This is a genomic window from uncultured Lacinutrix sp. (assembly GCF_947500605.1).
GTDB lineage: Bacteria > Bacteroidota > Bacteroidia > Flavobacteriales > Flavobacteriaceae > Lacinutrix.
On the sequence record NZ_CANMSJ010000007.1, the window covers coordinates 26,693 to 50,155 of the forward strand.

Annotated in this window: 21 protein-coding genes and 1 tRNA gene; 9 read left to right on the plus strand and 13 right to left on the minus strand. The window is 30.2% G+C overall.

Annotated elements, in window-relative coordinates; all coding sequences use genetic code 11:
* Nucleotides 1-31 precede the first annotated feature (31 nt).
* On the minus strand, nt 32-805 hold the full coding sequence (locus Q0935_RS10945; RefSeq protein ID WP_299385835.1) for a LexA family transcriptional regulator: 774 nt from the start codon (nt 803-805) through the stop codon (nt 32-34).
* 52 nt (nt 806-857) lie between these two features.
* Here Q0935_RS10945 and Q0935_RS10950 point away from each other — a divergent pair, with 52 nt between their 5' ends.
* Both Q0935_RS10950 and Q0935_RS10955 read left to right on the plus strand, forming a co-directional pair.
* A complete protein-coding gene (locus Q0935_RS10950) occupies nt 858-2,072 on the plus strand; it encodes a DNA polymerase IV (RefSeq protein ID WP_299385837.1) in 1,215 nt (404 codons plus the stop codon).
* Nucleotides 2,072-5,056 (plus strand): DNA polymerase III subunit alpha, encoded by a 2,985-nt coding sequence (locus Q0935_RS10955; protein WP_299385840.1) that lies wholly within the window; start codon nt 2,072-2,074, stop codon nt 5,054-5,056. The genes Q0935_RS10950 and Q0935_RS10955 overlap by 1 nt, the downstream gene beginning before the upstream one ends.
* A 6-nt stretch (nt 5,057-5,062) precedes the next feature.
* Here the strand turns inward: Q0935_RS10955 and Q0935_RS10960 are convergent, their stop codons facing one another.
* The 3 genes from Q0935_RS10960 to Q0935_RS10970 all read right to left on the minus strand — a co-directional run bounded on the left by Q0935_RS10960 (nt 5,063) and on the right by Q0935_RS10970 (nt 7,246).
* On the minus strand, nt 5,063-5,791 hold the full coding sequence (locus Q0935_RS10960) for a hypothetical protein (RefSeq protein WP_299385843.1): 729 nt from the start codon (nt 5,789-5,791) through the stop codon (nt 5,063-5,065).
* Nucleotides 5,784-7,118, minus strand: coding sequence for a site-specific integrase (locus Q0935_RS10965; RefSeq protein ID WP_299385844.1), 1,335 nt, complete (start codon nt 7,116-7,118; stop codon nt 5,784-5,786). Before Q0935_RS10965 ends, Q0935_RS10960 begins: the two co-directional genes overlap by 8 nt.
* Before the next feature lie 54 nt (nt 7,119-7,172).
* Nucleotides 7,173-7,246 (minus strand) — tRNA-Met (locus tag Q0935_RS10970).
* A 141-nt stretch (nt 7,247-7,387) separates the two neighbouring features.
* Between Q0935_RS10970 and Q0935_RS10975 the strand changes: the two genes are divergently transcribed.
* The gene (locus Q0935_RS10975) at nt 7,388-7,774 is read left to right on the plus strand and encodes an START-like domain-containing protein (protein WP_299253549.1); all 387 of its coding nucleotides are present in this window, start codon (nt 7,388-7,390) and stop codon (nt 7,772-7,774) included.
* Between the two features lie 53 nt (nt 7,775-7,827).
* Nucleotides 7,828-8,670, plus strand: coding sequence for an aminotransferase class IV (locus Q0935_RS10980; RefSeq protein WP_299385847.1), 843 nt, complete (start codon nt 7,828-7,830; stop codon nt 8,668-8,670).
* Nucleotides 8,671-8,711: 41 nt separating this feature from the next.
* Here the strand turns inward: Q0935_RS10980 and Q0935_RS10985 are convergent, their stop codons facing one another.
* The 5 genes from Q0935_RS10985 to Q0935_RS11005 all read right to left on the minus strand — a co-directional run bounded on the left by Q0935_RS10985 (nt 8,712) and on the right by Q0935_RS11005 (nt 13,361).
* A complete protein-coding gene (locus tag Q0935_RS10985; protein ID WP_299253555.1) occupies nt 8,712-9,272 on the minus strand; it encodes a YqgE/AlgH family protein in 561 nt (186 codons plus the stop codon).
* Nucleotides 9,273-9,450: 178 nt separating this feature from the next.
* Nucleotides 9,451-9,723, minus strand: a complete 273-nt coding sequence (locus Q0935_RS10990; protein ID WP_055436671.1) for an HU family DNA-binding protein — start codon at nt 9,721-9,723, stop codon at nt 9,451-9,453.
* Between the two features lie 193 nt (nt 9,724-9,916).
* Nucleotides 9,917-10,873, minus strand: a complete 957-nt coding sequence (fmt, locus tag Q0935_RS10995) for a methionyl-tRNA formyltransferase (protein WP_299385849.1) — start codon at nt 10,871-10,873, stop codon at nt 9,917-9,919.
* 34 nt (nt 10,874-10,907) lie between these two features.
* Entirely contained in the window at nt 10,908-12,812 is a 1,905-nt protein-coding gene (locus tag Q0935_RS11000; protein WP_299385852.1) for an ATP-dependent DNA helicase RecQ, read from the minus strand.
* Between the two features lie 6 nt (nt 12,813-12,818).
* Nucleotides 12,819-13,361 (minus strand): ATP-binding protein, encoded by a 543-nt coding sequence (locus Q0935_RS11005; RefSeq protein ID WP_299253568.1) that lies wholly within the window; start codon nt 13,359-13,361, stop codon nt 12,819-12,821.
* Nucleotides 13,362-13,624: 263 nt separating this feature from the next.
* Between Q0935_RS11005 and Q0935_RS11010 the strand changes: the two genes are divergently transcribed.
* From Q0935_RS11010 to murA, 3 genes are all read left to right on the plus strand, one after another.
* Complete coding sequence (locus tag Q0935_RS11010) at nt 13,625-13,918, plus strand: DUF493 family protein (protein ID WP_299253570.1); 294 nt, start codon at nt 13,625-13,627, stop codon at nt 13,916-13,918.
* 250 nt (nt 13,919-14,168) lie between these two features.
* Nucleotides 14,169-14,831 (plus strand): DUF4290 domain-containing protein, encoded by a 663-nt coding sequence (locus tag Q0935_RS11015; protein ID WP_299253863.1) that lies wholly within the window; start codon nt 14,169-14,171, stop codon nt 14,829-14,831.
* 9 nt (nt 14,832-14,840) lie between these two features.
* Nucleotides 14,841-16,157: a UDP-N-acetylglucosamine 1-carboxyvinyltransferase gene (gene murA, locus Q0935_RS11020; RefSeq protein WP_299385855.1), complete on the plus strand. Its 1,317-nt coding sequence runs from the start codon at nt 14,841-14,843 to the stop codon at nt 16,155-16,157.
* A 254-nt stretch (nt 16,158-16,411) separates the two neighbouring features.
* On the opposite strand, the gene Q0935_RS11025 is transcribed toward murA, so the two are convergent.
* Nucleotides 16,412-17,863 (minus strand): TonB-dependent receptor, encoded by a 1,452-nt coding sequence (locus tag Q0935_RS11025; RefSeq protein ID WP_299385858.1) that lies wholly within the window; start codon nt 17,861-17,863, stop codon nt 16,412-16,414.
* 93 nt (nt 17,864-17,956) lie between these two features.
* Between Q0935_RS11025 and Q0935_RS11030 the strand changes: the two genes are divergently transcribed.
* Both Q0935_RS11030 and Q0935_RS11035 read left to right on the plus strand, forming a co-directional pair.
* Entirely contained in the window at nt 17,957-18,724 is a 768-nt protein-coding gene (locus Q0935_RS11030; protein WP_299253579.1) for an MBL fold metallo-hydrolase, read from the plus strand.
* Between the two features lie 39 nt (nt 18,725-18,763).
* A complete protein-coding gene (locus Q0935_RS11035; RefSeq protein WP_299253582.1) occupies nt 18,764-19,264 on the plus strand; it encodes a hydrolase in 501 nt (166 codons plus the stop codon).
* Here the strand turns inward: Q0935_RS11035 and Q0935_RS11040 are convergent.
* The 3 genes from Q0935_RS11040 to Q0935_RS11050 are packed head-to-tail and all read right to left on the minus strand — an operon-like array spanning nt 19,261 to nt 23,461.
* Nucleotides 19,261-20,979 carry a hypothetical protein gene (locus Q0935_RS11040; RefSeq protein ID WP_299385861.1) on the minus strand — a complete coding sequence of 573 codons (1,719 nt, stop codon included), beginning with the start codon at nt 20,977-20,979 and terminating at the stop codon, nt 19,261-19,263. The two genes, Q0935_RS11035 and Q0935_RS11040, sit on opposite strands and share 4 nt — an antisense overlap.
* A gap of 2 nt (nt 20,980-20,981) precedes the next feature.
* Nucleotides 20,982-22,217, minus strand: a complete 1,236-nt coding sequence (locus tag Q0935_RS11045; RefSeq protein ID WP_299385864.1) for a DUF4249 domain-containing protein — start codon at nt 22,215-22,217, stop codon at nt 20,982-20,984.
* Between the two features lie 8 nt (nt 22,218-22,225).
* A complete protein-coding gene (locus Q0935_RS11050; protein WP_299385866.1) occupies nt 22,226-23,461 on the minus strand; it encodes a DUF4249 domain-containing protein in 1,236 nt (411 codons plus the stop codon).
* Between the last annotated feature and the right edge of the window lie 2 nt (nt 23,462-23,463).

Below are 23,463 nucleotides of genomic sequence, written 5' to 3' on the forward strand. Positions count from 1 at the left end.
TAAAAATAACTTCTGTATTGGAAAATAACAGCTAATTAGTTGCTTTTTTCAAGGCTTCCAACTCAATGCCTAGCTCATTAAACATACCTAGAATACTACTAATTTTTAGTTCCTCTTGAGTATATTCTTGCGTATTAATACTACATGTAAATTCCCAAATTTCTAAAACCTCATTAATAGGCACACTGTACTCGTTATAGATTTTATTATCAGATTTTAATACAAGCGTATTATTTAAATCAATTTCATTATAAACACGTTTGTAAACCATACCATCGTTTAAAGTTACAAGTACGTATGTTCTACCGCTTTTTATTTCACTTCTATCTTCTATAAAGCGTCCAATAACAAAAGAACCATCTTTCATTGGTAGCATCGAATCTCCTTTTATTGGGAATGCTCTATGTTTTCCTGTTGGTAAAAAAGGAAGTTTTATTTTTTGTAATTGCTCAATATATTCAGGATCATCATAACCTGCTAAATAACCAGCAGAAGCTTTTACAGGCACTACTTCAATTAAATTTTCGTTAGCATCATCTACTGTTATAGGAAACAGCACACGTTGATTATTTAGCTCAATAAAAGAGAAGTCTTTAGCTTTTGTTAAGTCATTACGTAATAAAATATCTATTGGTATTTTAAAGTAATCAGAAAAAGCAATTAAAAACTCAATAGTAGGCGCAGAACGATTCTCTTCGTAAGAGCCAATACGTGATCTAGTTACATTTAACTCTTCGGCTATTCCTTCTTGAGATAGCTTTTTAAGACTCCTTAAATGCTTTATGTTTTTAGAGATATAATTCATAATACTACAAATGTAAGCAATAAATACTTGAATTTGTAGCTAATTTTGCAGCATGCAAAATAATATTTTACATCTAGATTTAGACACGTTTTTTGTCTCATGCGAGCGACTAATAGATAGTCGTTTGCAAAACAGACCTTTACTAGTTGGTGGTACAGGAGATAGAGGTGTAGTTGCAGCTTGTAGTTACGAAACTAGAGTATTTGGCGTGCATTCTGGTATGTCCATGAAAGTAGCGAGACGCTTATGTCCAGAAGCAACAGTAATTAGAGGAGACGCTTCAATTTATACTAAATATTCGCATTTAGTAACAGAGATAATTAAAGAAAAAGCACCCATTTTTGAAAAAGCTAGTGTAGATGAGTTTTATGTTGATTTAACAGGCATGGATAAATTTTATGGTTGTTATAAATATGCTTCAGAATTACGTCAAAAAATAATTAAAGACACAGGATTGCCAATTTCGTTTGGTTTATCTGCTAATAAAATTGTTTCTAAAGTAGCAACAGGAGAAGCAAAACCAAATAACCAATTACAGATAGATTCTGGATTTGAAAAAGATTTTTTGGCACCTTTATCCATTCGTAAAATACCATCAGTTGGAGAAAAAACATATCAAGTTTTAAGAGGTTTGGGTGTCGGTACTATTAGTGTTATTCAACAAATGCCATTAGAAATGATGATTAGTGCGCTTGGAGCAAATGGGCGTACCATTTGGAAAAGAGCTAATGGTATAGATAATCCACCTTTAGTTCCTTTTTACGAGCGTAAATCGCTATCAACAGAACGTACTTTTGGAAAAGATACTATTGATATGGTTAAGCTTAGAACCACCATTTTTGCTATGGCAGAAAATTTAGCTTTTCAGTTAAGAAAAGGAAATAAACTTGCAGGAACATTGAGTGTGAAAATTAGGTATTCAGATTTTAATACTTACACTAAGCAAGTTAAAATCACCTATTCGAGTGCAGATCATGTTATTATTCCAAAAGTATTAGAGTTGTTTGAAAAACTATACCAACGCAGATTATTAATCCGATTGGTTGGTGTAAAAATTAGCGATATAGTAACAGGTAATTACCAAATTAATCTTTTTGATGATACCGAAGAAATGCTAAGTCTATACAATGCAATGGATACCATAAGAAACAGATATGGAGATTTAAGCATCATGAGAGCGTCTGCAATGGGAGCAAAAACCATTGGTAGATTTGATAATCCTTTTAATGGTGAACCACCAATTTTATTAGCACATCGTAATCAATAATGTATTTAAACTGTCACTCATATTATTCTTTACGTTTTGGAACATTTTCTGAAACTGATCTTTTAGATTTAGCTGAAGCTAATGCTATAGACACTATTGCGTTGACAGATATTAACAACACATCTGCTTGCATGAATTTTGTTAGGCAGGCAAAAAAGCGGAATATTAAGCCAATAATTGGAATCGATTTTAGAAATGGTACAGATCAAAACTATGTTGGTATTGCAAAAAACAACGCAGGATTTAAAGCGTTAAATCAGTTTTTGTCGAAACATTCTGAACAAAAATTACTGTTGCCAGATGTTGCAACACTGTTGTTGGAAGATGTTGCAACAACGTTCGGCAACGTTGCTATAATATATCCTTTTGAGAAAGTATTACAACAAAATAAAATACAATTTACTGATAATGAGTTTATTGGTGTGTCTGTAGACGATTTGCGTAAACTTAGGTTTTCATCTCTAAAGCAACAACAACAACACAAAATAGTGTTGTTGCAACAAGTAACTGTAAGAGATAAAAAAGATTTTAATGCACATCGATTATTAAGAGCAATAGATAATAATACGTTATTAAGTAAACTAGAAAAAACAGAAGAATGTAATCCTTCTGATAAAATGTTGTCTTTAGAAGAATTGAAAATAGCTGTTGCTGAATTTCCTTTTATTTTAGAAAACACAAAAAAATTGATGGATGAATGTGATGTCCATTTTGGGGTTGATGATGAACGCACATCTCAAAATCAAAAATTATACACAGACTCATTTGAAAATGATTGTTTGCTACTAGAAAAACTTTGTAAAGAAGGTTTGCCAAAACGCTATGCAAATCCAACACCAAAAGTACATGCACGTTTAAAAACAGAATTAGATACCATTAAAGCGATGGAATTTGTGTCTTTTTTTCTTATCAATCATGATATCGTGTCTTATGCTAACAGCAAAGGTTATTTTCATGTTGGTAGAGGTAGTGGAGCTAATAGTATTGTGGCTTATATTATTGGTATTACAGATGTAGATCCTATTGAATTAGATTTATATTTTGAACGCTTTATTAATCCATTTAGAGCTTCTCCACCAGATTTTGATATTGATTTTTCTTGGAAAGATCGTGATGATGTTACTGCTTATATTTTTAAAAGATTCAAGCATACTGCACTATTAGCAACATACAATACTTTTAAATATAGAGCGGTTGTTAGAGAATTAGGAAAGGTTTTTGGTTTGCCAAAAGAAGAAATAGATAAACTGAGTAAGCACAATTATAAAATTTCTACTTTAGATGAAATTTCAAAACTGGTTTTAAAATACGGTAAACTTATTGAAGGTTTTCCAAACCATTTAAGTGTGCATTCCGCAGGAATATTAATATTAGATCAACCTGTACATTATTATTCCGCAACAAATTTACCTCCAAAAGGATTTTCTACAGTACAATTTGATATGAATATTGCCGAAGATGTTGGTGTCTTTAAATTTGATATTTTAGGACAACGTGGTTTAGCAAAAATTAAAGAAGCGCTAGAAATTATTGCAGAAAACAGACCAGAATTAGCACCAATAGAGATTACCAATGTTGAAGCTTTTAAAAGAGATCCTAAAATTAATAACTTACTTAAATCGGGTGGTGCAATTGGTGCATATTATGTAGAATCTCCTGCTATGAGAGGATTAATGCAACAATTACAAACACAAGATTATCTTGGTTTGGTGGCAGCAAGTTCTATAATTAGACCAGGAGTTTCTGGTTCAGGAATGAAGGAGGAGTTTATTAAAAGACATCGTAATCCCGAAAAAAGAAAAGAAGCACATCCTATTTTGTATAAGATTATGCCAGAAACCTATGGAGTGATGGTGTATCAGGAAGATGTTTTAAAAGTGGCTAATCAGTTTGCAGATTTAACTTTAGGTGAAGCAGATGTGCTTAGAAGAGGAATGAGCGGTAAGTATAGATCTAAAAAAGAGTTTGAAGCTGTTGAAGAAAAGTTTATTTCTAATTGTAGAAGCAAAGGTTATAAAGACGACTTGATTTTTGAAGTCTGGAACCAAATTAAAAGTTTTGCTGGTTATGCTTTTGCAAAAGGACATTCTGCATCTTATGCTGTTGAGAGCTATCAGAGTTTATATTTAAAATGCTATTTTCCTTTAGAATTTATGACTGCTGTACTTAATAATGGTGGTGGTTTTTATAGTGCTGAACATTATTTTCATGAAGCAAGGCAACAAGGAGCAACAATCTGTTTGCCTTGTATAAACAGAAGCGATCACCCAAATAGACTTATTGATACATCTATTTATTTAGGATTTGGGTATTTAAAAAACTTAGAGGCTTATACTATTAAAAGATTATTGACTGAAAGGCAATTAAATGGTCAGTTTAAGTCTTTAGACGATTTTATTGATAGAATTGTAATTAGTATTGAACAGCTTACTATTTTAATTAGAATTGATGCTTTTAGGTTTACTAATAAACCAAAAGTAGAATTACTTTGGCAAGCCATTTTTAAACTGAATGCAAAAGGTAAAAACACCGTACAATCTAAATTGTTTAAAACGGAACATAAACAATTTACATTACCAAAATTAGATAATAACTGGATTGAAAATGCTTATGATGAAATGGAACTTATTGGATTTCCATTATGTAATTATTTTGATTTGGTAAATGAAGATATGAAACATGATGTTTTAGCATCACAAATGAATCAGTTTATTGGTAAATCTGTTTTAATATATGGAAATCTGGTAACTACACGCTTTAATAAAACATCACAAGGTAAATTGATGCGCTTAAGTACATTTGTAGATAAAAATGGAGACTATTTTGATGCTGTACATTTTACAAATGTGGTGAATCAATTTCCAATTAATGGATTAGGAATCTATGCTTGTTATGGCAGAATAACAGATAGATTTGGTTTTTATAGTATGAGTGTCGTGTGGAGTAAAAAATTATCAGTCGTTAATGATCCTAGAAATGTATGATAAAAACTAAATATCAATATTAAATACGGTTCTTAGTATAAAGTCTTCTGCTTCTTGTTCAGTTACTAATACCTTCTTTTTTACTTTTACTTTAACTTGTTTTACTTCTTTCTGTTTTTCATTTATTAGTGTAGTAAAAACGTCTTTAGTTTTTTCGGGCAAAATCTCACTATTAAAAGGAATATTAGTTAAGTCTTTAAAATTAAGTTCAATATGTTTTAGAATATCAAATTTACTATCAGGTATATGTGTTTTATCAGGATAAAAATTTCTAATAAAATCTTCTAAATGTTGTTTGTAATATTCATGCTGTGATATAAATAATCCTTTAAATTTAAGATCTTTAGGATCTAACTTTTCTATATTTAAACTTAGCCAGTTTACTATATAAAACAAAGACTCTATTTGTTTGAAATATTTATCTAAAATATAAGAGAACTGAAAATCTTGCAATTCATTTTTCTTTTCTAATAAGGTGAAAATTATTTCGGATAGCTCTTCATGCTTTTTAAGAAATCTTAAGGTATCTTCTTTAGAATCAAAAAGAAAGGTGCCTTTTCTCAATTTGATAATTAGTACATTATCAAATAGTAGATCAATACTCTGTTCTAACCTTAATTTTAATTTATTAGGAATATCAATGTCTAAGACTGCTTTCGGTATAAAAAACACAAAATCATTCCGTAATTTTATAATTAACTCGTTATAGAGAATATTTAAATCAGTTTTACTCATTTATGTTTTTTAGCATTTCAGAATAGTCCGCAGGTAATTCAGCATCAATATCTCGTAAATATTTTTCTAAAGCAGACATTGTTGAATGTCCAGTAATTAACATCAATTTACTTTTAGCTTCAAATGGAGAAGAGTCTTTAACCATTGCTCTATATAGTTTCGTTATATAAGTATGTCTAAAGCTATATAATCCATAATCTATACCAAGATTAAATTTCTTTTTTACAACTGTTTTAAAACGTTTAGAATAGAAATCTCTTCTGTTATTAAGTTTTGTATCCCAAGCACCTCCAATTGTGTCTCTAGCAAAAAGTAAATCATCAGGATTAAACTGTGTTAAATCAGGTAGTTCTTTCCAAAGTAAATCAGGGATAATTTTAGTTTTTAAAGGACTATTTTTTGCTTTAAACTGTACAGTTCTTGTTTTTATGTTAATGTCTTTTATTTGAAGTCTACATACTTCTATTGGACGCAAAAAATTATAAGAAATAAACTTGATAAACAATAATAGAACTTTATCATTTTGTTCAAGATATTTAAAAATAGACTCTTGCTCTTCTTGAGAGTACGTTTTATTCCTATTTGGTGTAGATTTTAAAACAGATATTTTTTTTATAAAATTTGATTTAATAATCTCATTATCTTCTAAAACTTGGATAATGCTACTTAATTCGGTACGATAATTATTTCTCGTTCTTGCTGTTGTTCTATCTAAAACAGCATTTAAAAATATTAAGACTACTTTTTTAGTTAGCTTGTCAATAGTTTTAATTTCTGGATGAGTTTTAGACAACCATCTTAAAAAATAATCAATTCTGTTTTTATAGCTTCTTATTGTGGTAACGCTAACTAGTTTTGTTTTGTAGTTTATTGAGAAATCAAATGCCTCTTTTATTGACATTTTAGGTTCTTCATCTATTTTTATTTCTACTATTTTATCGATAGTAGCATTTTGTTTTGGTACTAGTTTAATCTCTTCTGGAGTAGAGCTAGTATTTTTTAAATGATTAAACGATTCAGTATTATTTTCAAAAGGAGAAAAACCTTGATTTAATAATTTAATAAGAGTTTTACGATACTGTGTTAAAACTTGTAAACGATCCTCTTTGGTTTTATAAGAATTAGCATCACCATAAATTGGCGTCATTCTTTTAAGTTTTCCAGTTTCAGGATCTCTAAATGAAAAATAAACATACCAACGCTTGGTTAAATCTCCTTTCGCGTTATAGATTTTTGGTGTAGAAAAATTCTTTTTAATTTTCAAATCGTATGCTGTATCGTATTCATTATCGTATGCAAATGTAATAATCTTGTTAAAATTAAGCATAAAAAAAACGGTTTAGAAAGACTAAACCGTTTATTTACAATGATTTCAAATTTGTAGCGAGAATGGGGCACGATCCCATGACCTCCGAGTTATGAATCCGACGCTCTAACCAGCTGAGCTACCTCGCCATTATTTTGAGAGTGCAAATATAAAAACAAATTTAAAGCTGACAAACATAAAAGCAAAATAAAATAATTTTTTATTTTTTTTTTAATAACTCACTAATTAATGTATATATTGGAGACATAATATTTTTATATAATTATTACATGGACGAAAAAGTTAAATACGAATTAGAATTCCCTATACATGCCTCACCTACATTACTTTATCAGTACATATCGACACCTTCTGGTTTGTCTGAATGGTATGCAGATAACGTAAATTCTAGAGGAGAGATCTTTAAATTTATTTGGGATGGAGCAGAGGAGCAAGCTAAACTGCTAACTAAAAAAAGTGGAGAACGTATTAAATTTCGCTGGTTGGAAGATGAAGGAGAGTCATATTTCTTTGAAATTAGAATACAAGTAGACGAAATAACTAAAGATGTATCTATAATGATTACCGATTTTGCCGAAGAAGATGAAGTTGAAGAAGGTAAAATGCTTTGGGAAAATCAGATTTCAGATTTAAAACAAGTATTAGGCTCAGCTTAAGAAATACATATTTTAAACTTATATTTGTGCCGAAGAAATTCGGCACTTTTTTTATGATAAACATTAACGGAAATTTTAGCGATAACAACCAAGTATTAACACCAGAAAACCGTGGTTATAGTTACGGTGATGCACTATTTGAGACTATAAAGGTCTCTAATAGTAAAATACTGTTTCTTGAGGATCATTATTTTAGGTTAATGGCTTCTATGCGTATTATGCGTATGGAAATACCAATGACTTTTACAATGGAGTTTATGGAAGCCGAAATTTTAAAGACCATAGAAAAAAACGAATTATTGAACTCTTCAGCAAGAGTAAAAATTCAGGTGCATAGAAATGTTGGAGGATTATACCTTCCTACTAACAACGAAATTACGTTTATTATTTCCGCGAAAGCGTTAGATACAGATTTCTACTTATTAAATGAAGAAGCTTACGAAGTTGATTTGTTTAAAGATTTTTATGTTGCTCCTGGATTATTATCTACTTTAAAGACAAACAATAAAGCTATAAATGTTGTAGGAAGCATTTATGCTAAAGAGAATGACTTAGACAACTGCTTATTATTAAATACAAATAAGAGTGTTGTGGAAGCTTTAAATGGGAATTTATTTCTTGTAAAGGGAAACACTATTAAAACGCCGCCTTTAGCAGATGGTTGTTTAAAAGGAGTAATGAGGCAGCAAATTCTAAATCTACTAGAATTATTGCCAGACTACACTTTGGCAGAAGAATCTATTTCTCCTTTCGAACTTCAAAAAGCAGACGAGTTGTTTGTAACTAACGTTATACAAGGTATACAACCAATTACAAAATACAGAAAAAAGGTATTTGTAAATGAAGTGAGTAAAATGTTACTTCAAAAAATAAACGTTAAAGTTAGATTGGGCTAAGTTTTCTTAATTTAATACTATTATTGTAAGTTAAATAAGTGCTAGTTATAACTAGGGTTTTCTGGTGCATTAGACCATATACTATATTCTCCACCAAGTTCTACCATTTTTTCTTTCCAGAAAAACTCATAGTCTTTTTCTATAATAGCTTTTTTGTGGACGTTTTTTGTAACTACCCAAGCATTAGATTTTAGTTCTTCTTCTAGTTGGTTTATTTCCCATCCAGAATAACCTAAAAAGAATTTAATGTCCTTTTCGCTTATTTTGCCATCAACAATTAGTTTTGAAACTTCACTAAAATCTCCTCCCCAAAAAATACCTAAAGATATTTCTATACTGTTGGGTATTAATTCTGGAACCTTGTGTATAAAATATAGGTTGTCTTGTTCTACTGGACCACCATTATAAACTTTAAATGGTATCTCAATCTCGGGTATTAAGTCGCTAATAGTAAATTCTAAAGGTTTGTTAAGTATAAAACCTATAGAACCTTCTGTAGAATGATCTGTTAATAATACTATAGAGCGATTAAAAGATAAATCGCCTATTATAGATGGTTCTGCGACTAACAAATCTCCTTTCGTTGGTTTGGTTAATATCATAATTAAAAGAGAAATTTATAAAATAAATGTAAACTATATTTATTTAATAAGCAATATTTTTTAAGCTTTATGTTATTTTTTGTTAAAGTTTCTATAAAATAAAACTGTGCGTCAGTGTTTTAAACAAAAAAAAGCCTTCCATAAGGAAGGCTTTTTGAAAGTTATAATGTAGTAAAACTTAGTTTACTGCACCAGCTAAATCAGATCCAGCTTTAAACTTAACAACGTTTTTAGCTTTGATTTTGATAGTTTTTCCAGTTTGAGGATTTCTTCCATCTCTAGCAGCTCTTTTAGAAACTGACCAAGATCCAAATCCTACTAATGAAACTCTGTCACCTTTTTGTAAGGCTCCTTCAATTTCAATTAACGCACATTCTAAAGCTTTCTTTGAAGCTGCTTTAGTAATTCCTGCGTGTTCTGCCATAGCATCGATTAAATCTGTTTTGTTCATAATGTAAATTTTAATTATTAATAAATAGTTGGTAAACAATATTTTTTGTTATCCTCCTACAAATTTATACGGATTATGCTACTACGCAAGTAATAGCAAGGGAAATACGCTATTTTGTTAATAACTTCGGGCATTTGTTAATAAAGATGCCTGTTTTTTTGATGTTTTTAACTTTTACAGTAACCATAAGGGCTTAGAGCATTTTTGCATCAGTTTTAAAAGTGTAACCGTTTAAAAGAGATTTAATATCTAATGTGCGCTTTCCAGGAAGTTTAATATCTAGTACATTAATAAAACCTTCTTTTACTGCAACTTTTAATTCTTTCTTACTAGAAATAATAGATCCTACTTTGTAGTCGTGCTCTATAATTTCTTTTTCTACAGTATATATTTTTATATCCAGAGTCTCTTCATCGTTTAAAAGTTGAAACCAAGCAGCAGGATATGGGCTTAACCCACGTATTTTATTATGTATAGTGTCTATGCTTTCTGTCCAATCTATTTTGCAATTGTCTTTATTTAGCTTGTAAGCTGTTCTAGAAATAGCATCTTCTGGTTGAGGCGTAGTTTTTACATCTCCAATTGCAATATGGTTTACAGTTTTTAAAACAAGGTCACTACCTAGGTGCATAAGTTTATCGTGAAGGCTTCCTGCATTCTCGTTTGGGTCTATGTTTATTGTTTCTTGTAAAATCATTTCGCCGGTATCTATCTTTTCATCTATAAAAAAGGTAGAAACACCAGTTTTTGTCTCTCCATTAATAATAGCCCAATTAATAGGTGCAGCTCCACGGTAGTTTGGTAATAAAGAGGCGTGAAGGTTAAACGTTCCAAATTCTGGCATTTGCCACACTGCTTTTGGTAGCATTCTAAAGGCAACTACAATTTGTAAATTAGCATTTAAGCTTTTTAACTCTTCTAGGAAGTCTTCGCTTTTTAAGTTTGTAGGTTGTAAAATATTTAAACCTTTAGTTTCTGCATATTCTTTTACGGCACTTTTATTTAATTTTCTACCACGTCCAGCAGGTTTGTCTGGAGCAGTAATAACACCTACTACATTAATATCGTTTTCTAATAAGGTATCTAAAATGGTAACCGCAAATTCCGGTGTTCCCATAAATACTATTCTTAAATCTCTTTTTTTACTCATTATATATGTGCTAGTTTGTAATACGCTTTCTAATTTAATTTAAATGAGAAAGTGTATAGGTATTTGTTTTTGTAATGCTTATAATATTGTACTCTAACAATTCTTTTAATTGCTTGTTAATGTTTTCTTCAGAAAAACTAAGACTTTCGAACAAGGCTCTCGAAGAGAGTTCTCCATGTTCTAATGCTTTAATAATTTCTTTTTTTATATCTGTTGGAATTGCTTTTTTCAATGATTTTCTAGTAATACAAACCGAACAAATTCCACAGTCTTTAACTTGGGTTTCTTCGAAATAGGAGAGGAGCTGTACACTTTTGCAAATGTCATCATTATTAGAATAGTTTAAAACAGATAGTACCTGTTTTTCTTTTAATGCATTTTGTTGTTTAATAACCTTTGCAATTCTATTAATGGTTTTCTCGTCTTCTCGTGGTACTAAATAAGTGATTTGTGCATCTGTTTTAGAGTGTTTTAAAGTAATAATTTCTGCTTTTTCAAGGAGTATTAAAGCTTCTATTATTTTTTCCTCACTTGTAGAGGTTTTTTCTGCCATTAACGCAGTATTAATTTTAGTTTCTTGCTCGAAAGCGCCTCCATAAGTTCGTAATATAGATTTCGCGATAATACTTATTTGAGGATGTGTTTCTAAATAACTAAAGAGTGCGTTATTGCTAACTTTAAAAAGTACTTGGGTACTGTTTTTAAACAGTTTAGTTAAAGTAATAATACTTGTTCTATCTAATATAAGTATTGCATTGTAGGCTAGAAGTGTGTTAAACCCGTAGGTTTTACAAAATCTATTAAAATTAAAATCGAAAGTTTCGTCTTGTCCTTCACCATAAGGGACTTGAAAATAGCTGCTTAATTTTCTGTATACTTTTTTAATAAAATCTACTTGCGGCAGTACTTTTAAAAACTGATTTCTTACCAGTAATTCATCACTCTTATTTTTTAAAATAACAGCAAAAGCTTTTTTGCCATCTCTACCGGCACGACCAGCTTCTTGAAAGTAACTTTCTAAACTTTCTGGTAAATTTAAATGAATAACCGATTTAACATCTGGTTTATCAATTCCCATTCCAAAAGCATTGGTGGCAACCATAACTAGTTTTTGGTTATTCATCCAGCTTTCTAGTGCCTTATCTTTTTCTGTATTAGTAAGTCCGCCATGATAGAATGTAGCAGAAAATCCGTTGCTTTCTAGGAAATTAGAAATGTCTTGAGTCGCTTTTCTATTACGTACATAAACTATGGACGATGCTCTGTTTTTTGTTAATATGGTTTTTAGCCTGTAGAGTTTATCTTCCTCAGTAAACGTCATATAAGCCAAGTTAGACCTTGAAAACGATTGCTTAAATACTTTTGGGCTAATAAAATCGAGCTCTTTTATAGTGTCTTCTACTACTTCTGGAGTTGCGCTTGCTGTTAAAGCAATTACATTTACGGTAGGTTGTAACTCTCTTAATTTAACAATGTTTTTATAACTTGGTCTAAAGTCGCTTCCCCATTGGCTAATGCAATGTGCTTCGTCTACAGCAATAAGGTTTACATTCATTAACCTTATACGATCTTGCACAATATCTTGCTGCAAACGCTCTGGCGAAAGATATAGAAATTTGTAATTGCCATAAATACAATTATCAAGTTTTGTGTCTAGCTCTTTATAAGATATTCCACTAGTTAAAGCCATAGCTTTAATACCTTTATTTTGCAAGGATTGCACTTGATCTTTCATCAAGGCAACTAATGGAGATACTACAATGCAAATACCTTCTTTTACTAAAGCGGGTACTTGAAAACAAACCGATTTCCCTCCACCTGTTGGCAGCAAAGCAAAGGTGTCTTCACCTTCTAAAACCGAGTTAATAATTTCTTCTTGTAACGGTCTAAATGAGGTAAATTTCCAATAACGTTCTAATATGTTAATAGGATGATTCAAATGGTATTATAATGCTTTAACAACGTCTATAATATAATCTGCTCTTGCTTCAATAGAGCCAAATGGTACATCTCTTAAATCGTAACCGCTTTTTGTATAGGTGTCTAAAAGCTTTTCGTGTATTTCTAATGCTTGATCGAAATTTTCGTAACGCTCGCTATCGGTTGTGAAAATTTCTTGCCAAGGTGCTAAAATAAATATAGAATCGTATTTATGATCATCGCAAGCTTCGGTAAAAAAATCTGGATAAGTATCACCTTTAAAATCCATATAAGCAGGAATATCAGGAATACCTCTGTCTAGAAAAACAAACTCATTATCACTTTCTAATGCATCGCTATGTTGCTTAACTCTACCTTCTAAAAGTAATTCGCTAAACTGTATAGGGTTAGTAAGAAAAAGTTGCTCGATGCCGTCTTCTCTTGATTTAAGAATTATTTGTCTAGAAATTTCTTCAAAACAAGTAAAACCTCTTTTTGTTAATTCGTTAATTATTGAGGTTTTTCCACTTCCTGGTCCTCCGGTTATAACAATTGTTTTTGTATTCAATTTATAGTGTATTTTTAACAAATTAGTAAATGCTTTTCTTTTACAAGCAAAAACTTACATTTAGTACTTTGTCTTCCACTTTTATAAACGTAGCAATTGCTATATTGATAAGAAAAACGACGCTATTAAAGTAAAAAAAGGTAAGCTTTTAAGCTGAAAACAAAAACGATAAGAATTCGATGTAAAATTCGGAATAAAAAAGGTATAAAAAAAATGCAAGGATAACTTATCTTTGCTAACCATATTTAAAACCAATAAGTTTAATGAGTAAAGCAGAAAACCCAGAAGCATTTTACGCGAAGTTAAAGGAACAATTATTAGAGACAACGCAATGGCCATCGGAATATTTGTATAAATTTATTGTGCTTTCAGATTTACATAAAATAGCAGAAATTGAAGCTATTTTCGACTTTTCTGGAGCTGTAATAAAGACAAAAGAATCAAGCAATGGTAAGTATACTAGCATATCTATTAATGTTAGAATGAAAGATCCAGATGCTATTGTAGCAAAATATATTGAAGTTGGAGAAAAAGTAGAAGGCGTAATTTCTTTATAATTTATACGTTATAATAAATATAGTTTAAGTTAATTGCTATTAAATTTTAACTATTTTTTATTCTTATAATTTAAAAAAGCTAAATATAGCATTGGTTATAGTCCTTTTTTTATGCTGAATTAAAAAGAAAAAGAAACAAACTTAATTGATTATTTTGAAGTTTATTTGGTGTAAAACTATAAACAATTTTGTATTTTGCGAAAGCATTAGATACTTCGATGCAACACATTAAATCTACACAATTTTGAATTTGATTGACGATATAGAATATAACACAGAACGTGAGCACTTAATTATTCCTGAGTATGGAAGACACGTTCAAAAAATGGTGAATTTTGCAAAAAGCAGAGAAACTAAAGAAGAACGTAACAAAGTAGCAAAAGCTATTATTGCTGTAATGGGAAATTTACAACCGCATTTGCGTGATGTACCAGATTTTCAGCATAAGCTTTGGGATCAATTATTTATCATGGCTAACTTTGGATTAGATGTCGATTCGCCTTACGAAAAGCCATTAAAAGAAGTTCTTGAAGAGCGTCCTGAGACTCTAGAGTATCCTCAAAACTTTCCTAAATACCGTTTCTACGGAAACAATATTAAAACCATGATAGATGTAGCTGTTTCATGGGAAGAAGGAGATTTAAAAGAGGCTTTATTGTATACCATTGCAAATCACATGAAAAAGTGTTTTTTAAATTGGAATAAAGATACAGTAGAAGATTATGTGATTTTTAATCACTTATTCGAATTATCTAATGGTGAAATAGACTTAAAAGATTCTAAAGAAGCTTTAACAGATTCTGCAAGCTTATTAAAGTCTAGTGCAAAAAAGAAGTATGCTAATACTTCTAACAAAAAAGGATATCAAAAGAAAACGAACAACAACTCAAATCGAGGTAAAAAGCGATACTAAAAATAAGAAATGGGTACATTTATAATAGAAGGCGGTCACCAACTTAAAGGAGACATCCAACCTCAAGGCGCAAAAAACGAAGCATTACAAATATTATGCGCTGTATTACTAACTCCAGAAGTAGTAACAATTAATAATATTCCAGATATTATTGATATTAATAAACTAATATCTCTTCTAGAGAATTTAGGTGTAAAAGTTGAAAAACTTGGTGAAGGATCTTATTCTTTTCAAGCAGATGCTATAGACTTAGATTATATGCAAACTGCCGACTTTAAAAGAGATGGTAGTGGATTACGTGGTTCTATTATGATGGTTGGACCATTATTAGCTCGTTTTGGTAAAGGTTATATACCTAAACCAGGAGGAGATAAAATTGGTCGTCGTCGTTTAGATACTCATTTTGAAGGTTTTATAAATTTAGGTGCTAAATTTAGATATAACAGAGAAGACTATTTTTATGGTGTTGAAGCCGATAAATTAGTTGGTACAGATATGCTTTTAGACGAAGCTTCTGTAACAGGAACAGCAAATATTGTAATGGCTGCAGTTTTAGCAGAAGGTATAACAACTATATACAACGCGGCTTGCGAGCCTTACTTGCAACAGTTATGTAAGATGCTTAACAGAATGGGAGCTAAAATCTCTGGTGTTGGCTCTAACTTATTAACTATAGAAGGTGTAGATGCATTAGGTGGTACAGACCATACAATGCTTCCTGATATGATTGAAATAGGAAGTTGGATTGGCCTGGCTGCCATGACAAAAAGTGAATTAACTATTAAAAATGTAAGCTGGAAAGATTTAGGACAAATACCTAACGTATTTGCTAAATTAGGAATCACTCTTGAGAAAAAAGGAGACGATATTTATATTCCTGCTCACAAAGAAGGTTACGAAATACAAAATTACATTGACGGTTCTATTCTTACTATTGCAGATGCTCCTTGGCCTGGATTTACTCCAGATTTATTAAGTATCGTTTTAGTAGTGGCAACACAAGCTAGAGGAGAAGTGTTAGTACACCAAAAAATGTTCGAAAGTCGTTTGTTTTTTACGGATAAACTTATTGATATGGGAGCAAAAATTATTCTTTGCGATCCACACAGAGCAACAGTAATGGGACACGATTTTAAATCGCAATTAAAAGCAACAACAATGGTATCTCCAGACATTAGAGCTGGTATTTCGTTATTAATTGCTGCTTTATCTGCAAAAGGAACATCTACTATTCATAATATTGAACAAATTGATAGAGGTTACCAGCACATTGTAGAACGTTTACAGCGTATTGGAGCTAAGATTACTAGAGTAGAAGGGAATTAACTATTTACTTAAACTAAGGCTTAGAAAAGCTAACTATATTATAAAAAAAGACATTAGGATTATTTCTAATGTCTTTTTCTTTTTTCTAAAACACGTTAGTTATAAATAAGTATTAAAATATTTATAAAGTTATGTCATACCTTTATATAAGATATAGTATAGTTTTAAACAGAAAAAAAGCAAGCATTATGGTAAACATAATTAATCTTGCTTTTTTATTATAGTTTGAATAGGATTAAATCCTATAAATGTTTTTAATTTCTATTGGTAACTTCTTCGGTTTCACATCCAAATAAGCTTTTTTCCATAATTAGTTTGCTAACACCTTCTGGCAATAATGCTTGCCAACCGTCTTCACCTTTATTAATCATGCTTAACACTTTTCTAGAAAAAATGCTAAGAGTAGACGGGTCGTAGTCTGTAATGTCTACAACTTTACCATTGTATTTAAAGAACTTGTAAAGCTCTTTCATACGTGGATGTACTTTTAAGTTATCGCTTGTAGTTAGAGTTCCGTCTTCATTTTCCATTGGGTATAAATACACACGTAAATCTTTAAAAAAGAGTTTACCAAATGCTTCAAGTATTCCACCGCTTAAGTGTCTGTAGTATTTCTCGTCGAAAATATCTACTAAATTATTTACACCCATTGCTAAGCCCATTCTAGCTTTAGAGTATTGAGAGAAGTATTCTACAAGTTTGTAGTATTCTTGGAAATTAGATATTAATACCGTTTGGCCTAAAGAACATAGTAGTTTGGCGCGATCCATAAAATCTTGCTCGTCTATTTCTCCTTCAGCTCTAAGGTTAGATAAAGTGATTTCGAAAATAACTTGTGTTTTCTCTTCATCTACCTTATTTTCTTTTAAAAACATGTCTAAAGATTTTTTATACATGTCCATATTTACTTTGGTAACAGGTCTAAAACTACCACGTAGTGTAAGTATGTTACGCTTGTAAAGTACTCTTGCTGGTAATACGTTGTTTCCGTCTGGAGCAAACATTACGGCATCTGTCATTCCGTTTTTAACAAGTTGTAAACTCATTAAACGGTTATCTACATTCTCGAAAACAGGACCGGAAAAATTAATAGTATCAATCTCTAATTGGTCTTTATCTAAGTGGTCGTATAAATAACGTAGTAATTTTCTAGGTTCGTTATACTTGTAAAAAGCACCATAAATAAGGTTTGTACCTAATTTACCTAAAGTTTCTTGTTGTAAACGCGCATCGTTTTCTTTAAAACGAATGTGTAAAACAATCTCGTTATATTCTTGCTCTGCATCAACTTGGTATTTAATACCAACCCAACCGTGTCCTTTGTATTTTTTAGCAAAATCTATAGTTGCAACGGTATTGGCGTAACTAAAAAACATTTTATGAGGATGCTTATCTCTAGTAATACGTTGCTCTGTTAGGTTCATTTCGTGATCTAACATTTTACGTAAACGTGCTTCGGTAACATAACGTTTATCGTCTTCAATACCATAAATGGCATCACTAAAATCTTTATCGTAAGCAGACATTGCTTTGGCTATGGTTCCAGAACCACCACCTGCTCTAAAAAACTGACGAACAGTTTCTTGACCAGCACCAATTTCGGAAAAAGTTCCGTAAATATTCTCATTTAAATTAATACGAAGTGCTTTGTCTTTAATCGAAGGAATAGATTCTATATTCTTGTCTCCTTTTAGTGTAATTTCCATAGTTTAGGCATTGAATTAACGTGCATACAAAGGTATCAAATAAGTAAAGCAAACAAAAAAAATATCTTACTTTTGTGAGAAATAAGACTAACAGTGAAAATTACATTTTTAGGCACAGGGACTTCTCAAGGTATACCGGTAATTGGTAGCACACATCCTGTTTGTTTAAGTACCAATTCTAAAGATAAACGCTTGCGTGTTTCTATACTAGTAGAGTGGCAAAATAATACGTTTGTTGTGGATTGTGGTCCTGATTTTAGACAGCAAATGTTACGTGCCAATCCAGAAAGAATAGATGCCGTAATCTTTACTCACGAACATGCAGACCATACTGCAGGATTGGATGATATTCGTCCCTTTTTTTTTAGACAAGGTGATATAGATATTTATGCTCATAATCGTGTTTTAGGACAGTTACAGCAACGGTTTGAATATATTTTCACATCTGAAATAAAGTACCCAGGTGTACCAAACCTTATTCAAAATGAAGTGAAAAATGAACCATTTACTATTAATGGTTTAGAGATTATTCCTATTGAAGGACTCCATTATAAATTACCTGTTTTTGGATATCGTTTTGGTAACTTTGCTTATTTAACAGATATGAAAACTATTGCTGAAGCAGAAAAGCAAAAGCTAAAGCATTTAGATGTTTTGGTAATTAATGCTTTACGAGAAAAAGAGCATATTTCGCATTTTAATTTAGATGAAGCATTAGCAGTTATTTCAGAATTAAAACCTAAAAAAGCATATTTAACGCACATTAGTCATTATTTAGGTTTTCATGACGAAGTACAACAAAAATTACCTGAAAACGTTTTTTTAGCTTACGATGAGCTTGCAATTAATATTTCTAACTAATATTTTTATTTAAAAAATCTACTTAATTTATTTACTATTATGAAGAATCGCATTTTTATGTATTTGTTTATATTTTCGGTTTTATTATTGTTATTCAATTATATAAATTCGAAAAAAATATTTGATGATAGTAATGTACGTGTTGCAAGTTCTAAAGAACAAGTAGAAAAATATAGAGATTCAATTTTAACTTTAAAAGACGAGATTCATGAGCTATCTCAGTTTAGTTTCGATTATAACGATCATTCTTACGACTATTTTTTAAAGCAAGGTTACGATGTAGAACAATTAATGACTACTGTTAAAGATGCTTTATATGCCCAAAACGAGTACAAAGGAGAGCAACATCCATTAGTGCCTTATGTCTCTACAACAGGCAGAAAAATTTTAATAAATTCTATTAGAGTTTTAAACCATAAATGGATTATTGCCGATTTTACCGATGGACAACTTTGGGGAGAAATGTTAGTAGTTTATTCACTTAACGACGATGGAGAACTTAATTTTAGAGTTTCAGAATCTTTATTAAATCCTCTTTAATTTACCGTAAAGTAAGAGGTGCTTTTTATAAATTCTCCATTAGCACTATAACCTTCTATAGTTATTTTATACGTGCCTTTATCGTCTGATGTATAGGTTGTAAAGTGATTTTTATCATTGTTAAGATTTGTCTCAGAAATCCATAATAGTTGTCTTCTATAATCTGGAATATGCTTGTTTTTTGTACTATTTGGATATTGAGGTTGGAAATATACTATTTCATCTTCTGGTAAATTTAATGTAGTATCTATAATAAAATCTCCAACTAATGAGGTTTTAAAATCCTTGGTAATAGTATTAACACTAATAATACCTTGATATAATTTGGAGCCATAAAGATACTCTCCAATCACTAAATCTATAGATTCTATTTTATATGGGTCGTAGTTTATTAGATCATTATTGTTTTGTACAATCATACCATCCACAATTACTAATGGGTCCATATTTTTATTGTCTTGACCTTTTTTCTTGTCGTAGAAATCGTAAACAATTATTTTGTAACTATCTCCTTCTTTTCTTAAACCAGCTTCTTTTAAAACTTCTATAAAAGTTTCTCTAACTGTTTTGAACCTTGTATACTCATCTAATACATAAGTTTTTTCTTTAGTTTTAAAAAAAGACTTTGAATTTACTAACGATAAAATGCTATCTTTTTTATTTTGGTAGTAGGCGTTTTCTATTTGATTTTTAATATTACGTTGCTCTAAAGTATACTTTAAGGTATTATCTAATTCTAGATTATTAAAAGATAAATCCTTGTAATTAGTTTCAAAATTGTTTAAAATATCAATTTTAAAATTTTCTTTAGTGTCTCCTATTACTTGAAAAGTAGCAATGTTACTATTTATTTTAGTATCTAAATTGAAGAAAAAATAACCAGAAGGATTTGTTTCTGCTATTTTGAATATAAATTGCTCTCCGGGTATAGAAAGTGCTATGTTTTTTTCGTTTAAATCTAATGCATTAACAACATTAGTAATTTTTCCTGTAATCAATTGCCCTCTCATTTCAGGAATGAATAATGTGTTAGATGTTTTATTAGTTATAAAACTATCATCTAAGACATTTTGCATACTTATGGAATCTACTTTATTCACAGAAAGACTGTAGTTACCATCCTTATAATTTTCATTTGTAATAATGTCTATTTTAACATGCTCTCTATTGTTATAAGATTGCTTAGATGTATTAATAATAATGTTTTTATTATTAGTGGTATTTGTTTGTAGTGTTTCAGTTTTTTCTAATTTTACAGTGGTAGTACTATTTTCTACAATTTGATTTTCGTTTGAAAAAGCATTAACAACATAAATATCTTTAGAGAAATAGCTTTTATCAGTATTGTTTTTAGACCAATTGGTGTATGCCAATAATTTATATTGCCCAGTTTTTAACTGGGTAGGAATAAATATGCGATTACTTGCAGCACCATTTTTTAGATTTAAAATATGCTTATGGATAGACTTGTTATTAGCATCAATTAATTCTACATAAGCAATTTTACTTATATTACTTAATTTCCCATTACTAAGCACAAACAGCTTATAATAAAGATGTTCACCTACTAAAACAAGATTGGTATTGGTGCTTAATTGTGTTTTTTCCATAGGAAATTTTGAGAGATCTAATGTCTTAAAGGTAGATTTCCCAACTTGAGCTTGTAATACTAATGTAAAAAGTAGTGTTACTATAAATAGTGTTTGTTTTTTCATAATTAATCGATCCAAAAATCTGGTTGTATGTTAGAAGAAAATGATGTACAATCCCCACAAAGTGGGCTAACTATTTCATAAACAGTTCCGCTTTCTGAAAAATATTTATAAGGGTCGTTTGATGTTAATGTTCTATAAAGATCTAGTCTTTGATTAGGAGCGCCTGGTCCACCTACCAAGTTATAATCTAGCTTTAAATGATTTCTATTAGCATTTATTATACCTCCATCATCAGTTCTATATTCGCAATCATAAAAATAGTTAGGTTTAGAAATACCTAAATCTTGGTAATTAAAATAGATTCTTTCCGAAGTTACAGAAGCAACTTCAAAAAAACCAATTATTTTTTCATTTGCATCATTTATGGAGTTTATATTTCCATTAACAAATCCAGGTTGATTTTCTGATAATACATTATCATTAATACCCAATTCCTTAATAATTTTAAAGTAATTATACGCTTCAAGACTTTGAACATATTGCTTTACTAAAATCGAATATCTTTCTCTTATTATGCTATTTTCTTTATTAATTGTTCTTACAGGAAATCTGTAAACAATGTTATCTCCAAGTAAGGTTGTAGAGGTTTGTATAATATCTGTAGATTCTTTTGTTGTAAAACATGTTTTTTCATTCTCTGTTTTTGGCTCTAATTCAATATCATATTCTTCTCCATTATTAATTACATTGGTAACAAAGCCATTTTGTAGTGAATAATAGGGGACTATTATTTTATATGTTTCTTCATATTCGTATCTAAAATATTGTGCACCGTTGGTTTGGTTTTCACTATCTACAAATACTTGAGCTTGTTCTTCGTTTGTATTATAGTCTACATAAAGGTTATCTATTTGAGAAATAGGAGTAAGCTCGTTTTCTAGAGACATATATTGTTTTCCATTACTAGTTGTAATAGATAAGGAATAAAAAGTATCTGGTAGTGCTTTAAACTCAATATCTGAGATGTAGATTCCATCGTTATTTTGAGTAAAAGTAAAGGTTCCACCTGTATTATCTAGTATTTTTACTGTTGCATTATTTTCTAAAATTTGTTCGTTGCCTTCTAGAAAATAAGTTCTAGAAAGGTTGATTTTTTGAAAACCAAATTCATTTGTTAAAGTGCCTTCTACAACTAAAACACTTTCAAAATTTTCTGTTTCAAGTTCAATTTCTTCTTTACAGTTATAAATAAATAATGTAAGTGCTAAAAATGCAATATATTTTAAGTTCTTTTTCATAATTAATATTAATCTATCCAAAAATCTGGTTGAATTGTTGATGAGAATGATGTACAATCGCTACATAATGGACTTACTATATTGTAAATAACTCCATTATTATCATAGTATTTATAAGGCTCGTTAGCTGTTAACTCTCTGTAAAGATCCTGTCTTTGATTTGGAATTTGTGGACCACCAATTAATGCATAATTAAGCTTTAAATTATTTCTATTAGCATTTATTATTTGTGCAGCATCAGTTCTATACTCACAATCATAAAAATAAGGAGGTTTAGATATGTTGACATCCATATGATTAAAAAAGAGTCTTTCTGAACTTACAGATGAGACTTCAAAATAGCCAATTACTTTTTCTTTATTATTATCTAGAGACTCTACATTACCGTTTACATAACCTGGTTGGTTTGCCGAAAGTATACTTTCGTTAATACCTAATTCATGTATGATTTTATAATAATTATATGCTTCAAGATTTTGAACATATTGTTTTACTAAAATAGAATATCGTTCTCTAAGTTTACTATCGTCTTTATCAATAGATCTTACTGGAAATCTATAGACTAAATCTTGACCTAGTGAATTTGTTGAAGTTTGAATAATACCTATTGATGATTTTGTAGAATAACAAGTACGCTGGTCTTCTAATTTTGGGGTAAGTTCTACATCAAAGGTTTCTCCATTATTAACAACATTAGAGACAGTAGCATTAAATAAAGAGTAATAAGGAACAACAATTTTATATGTTTCTTCGTATTCATATCTAAAATATTGCGCTCCACTAGATTGGTTTTCACTATCAACAAGAACCAACGTTTGTTCATCTGTAGAATTGTATTCTACATAGAGATTATCTATTTGAGAGATAGGAGTAAGCTCTGTTTCTAGAGACATATATTGTTTTCCATCAGTTGTTGTAATAGATAAAGAATAAAAGACATCGGCTAGTGCTTTAAACTCTATATTCGATATGTATATCCCTTCATTATTTTGAGCAAAATTAAATACACCTCCATTGCTATCTAATATCTTTACTGTCGCATTATTTTCTAAATTTTGTTCATTTTCTTCAAGAAAATATGTGCGAGATAATTTGATTTTTTGAAAACCAAATTCGTTTGTTAACGTACCTTCTACGACTAAAACGCTTTCAAAACTTTCTGTTTCAAGTTCTATTTCTTCTGTACAATTATAGAAGAGTAGAATAGATAAAAAGAAAGTGCCGTATTTTAGTGTAGCTTTCATTT

What these genes read in the sequence shown, in the direction of transcription:
- Q0935_RS11050 (WP_299385866.1), bottom strand. Translation starts at nt 23,461, where the DNA reads ATGAAAGCTACACTAAAATACGGCACTTTCTTTTTATCTATTCTACTC.
- fmt (WP_299385849.1), bottom strand. Translation starts at nt 10,873, where the DNA reads ATGAGTAAAAAAAGAGATTTAAGAATAGTATTTATGGGAACACCGGAA.
- Q0935_RS10975 (WP_299253549.1), top strand. Translation starts at nt 7,388, where the DNA reads ATGGACGAAAAAGTTAAATACGAATTAGAATTCCCTATACATGCCTCA.
- murA (WP_299385855.1), top strand. Translation starts at nt 14,841, where the DNA reads ATGGGTACATTTATAATAGAAGGCGGTCACCAACTTAAAGGAGACATC.
- Q0935_RS10950 (WP_299385837.1), top strand. Translation starts at nt 858, where the DNA reads ATGCAAAATAATATTTTACATCTAGATTTAGACACGTTTTTTGTCTCA.
- Q0935_RS11025 (WP_299385858.1), bottom strand. Translation starts at nt 17,863, where the DNA reads ATGGAAATTACACTAAAAGGAGACAAGAATATAGAATCTATTCCTTCG.
- Q0935_RS11010 (WP_299253570.1), top strand. Translation starts at nt 13,625, where the DNA reads ATGAGTAAAGCAGAAAACCCAGAAGCATTTTACGCGAAGTTAAAGGAA.
- Q0935_RS10960 (WP_299385843.1), bottom strand. Translation starts at nt 5,791, where the DNA reads ATGAGTAAAACTGATTTAAATATTCTCTATAACGAGTTAATTATAAAA.
- Q0935_RS10945 (WP_299385835.1), bottom strand. Translation starts at nt 805, where the DNA reads ATGAATTATATCTCTAAAAACATAAAGCATTTAAGGAGTCTTAAAAAG.
- Q0935_RS11045 (WP_299385864.1), bottom strand. Translation starts at nt 22,217, where the DNA reads ATGAAAAAGAACTTAAAATATATTGCATTTTTAGCACTTACATTATTT.
- Q0935_RS10955 (WP_299385840.1), top strand. Translation starts at nt 2,072, where the DNA reads ATGTATTTAAACTGTCACTCATATTATTCTTTACGTTTTGGAACATTT.
- Q0935_RS10980 (WP_299385847.1), top strand. Translation starts at nt 7,828, where the DNA reads ATGATAAACATTAACGGAAATTTTAGCGATAACAACCAAGTATTAACA.
- Q0935_RS10990 (WP_055436671.1), bottom strand. Translation starts at nt 9,723, where the DNA reads ATGAACAAAACAGATTTAATCGATGCTATGGCAGAACACGCAGGAATT.
- Q0935_RS10985 (WP_299253555.1), bottom strand. Translation starts at nt 9,272, where the DNA reads ATGATATTAACCAAACCAACGAAAGGAGATTTGTTAGTCGCAGAACCA.
- Q0935_RS11040 (WP_299385861.1), bottom strand. Translation starts at nt 20,979, where the DNA reads ATGAAAAAACAAACACTATTTATAGTAACACTACTTTTTACATTAGTA.
- Q0935_RS11035 (WP_299253582.1), top strand. Translation starts at nt 18,764, where the DNA reads ATGAAGAATCGCATTTTTATGTATTTGTTTATATTTTCGGTTTTATTA.
- Q0935_RS10965 (WP_299385844.1), bottom strand. Translation starts at nt 7,118, where the DNA reads ATGCTTAATTTTAACAAGATTATTACATTTGCATACGATAATGAATAC.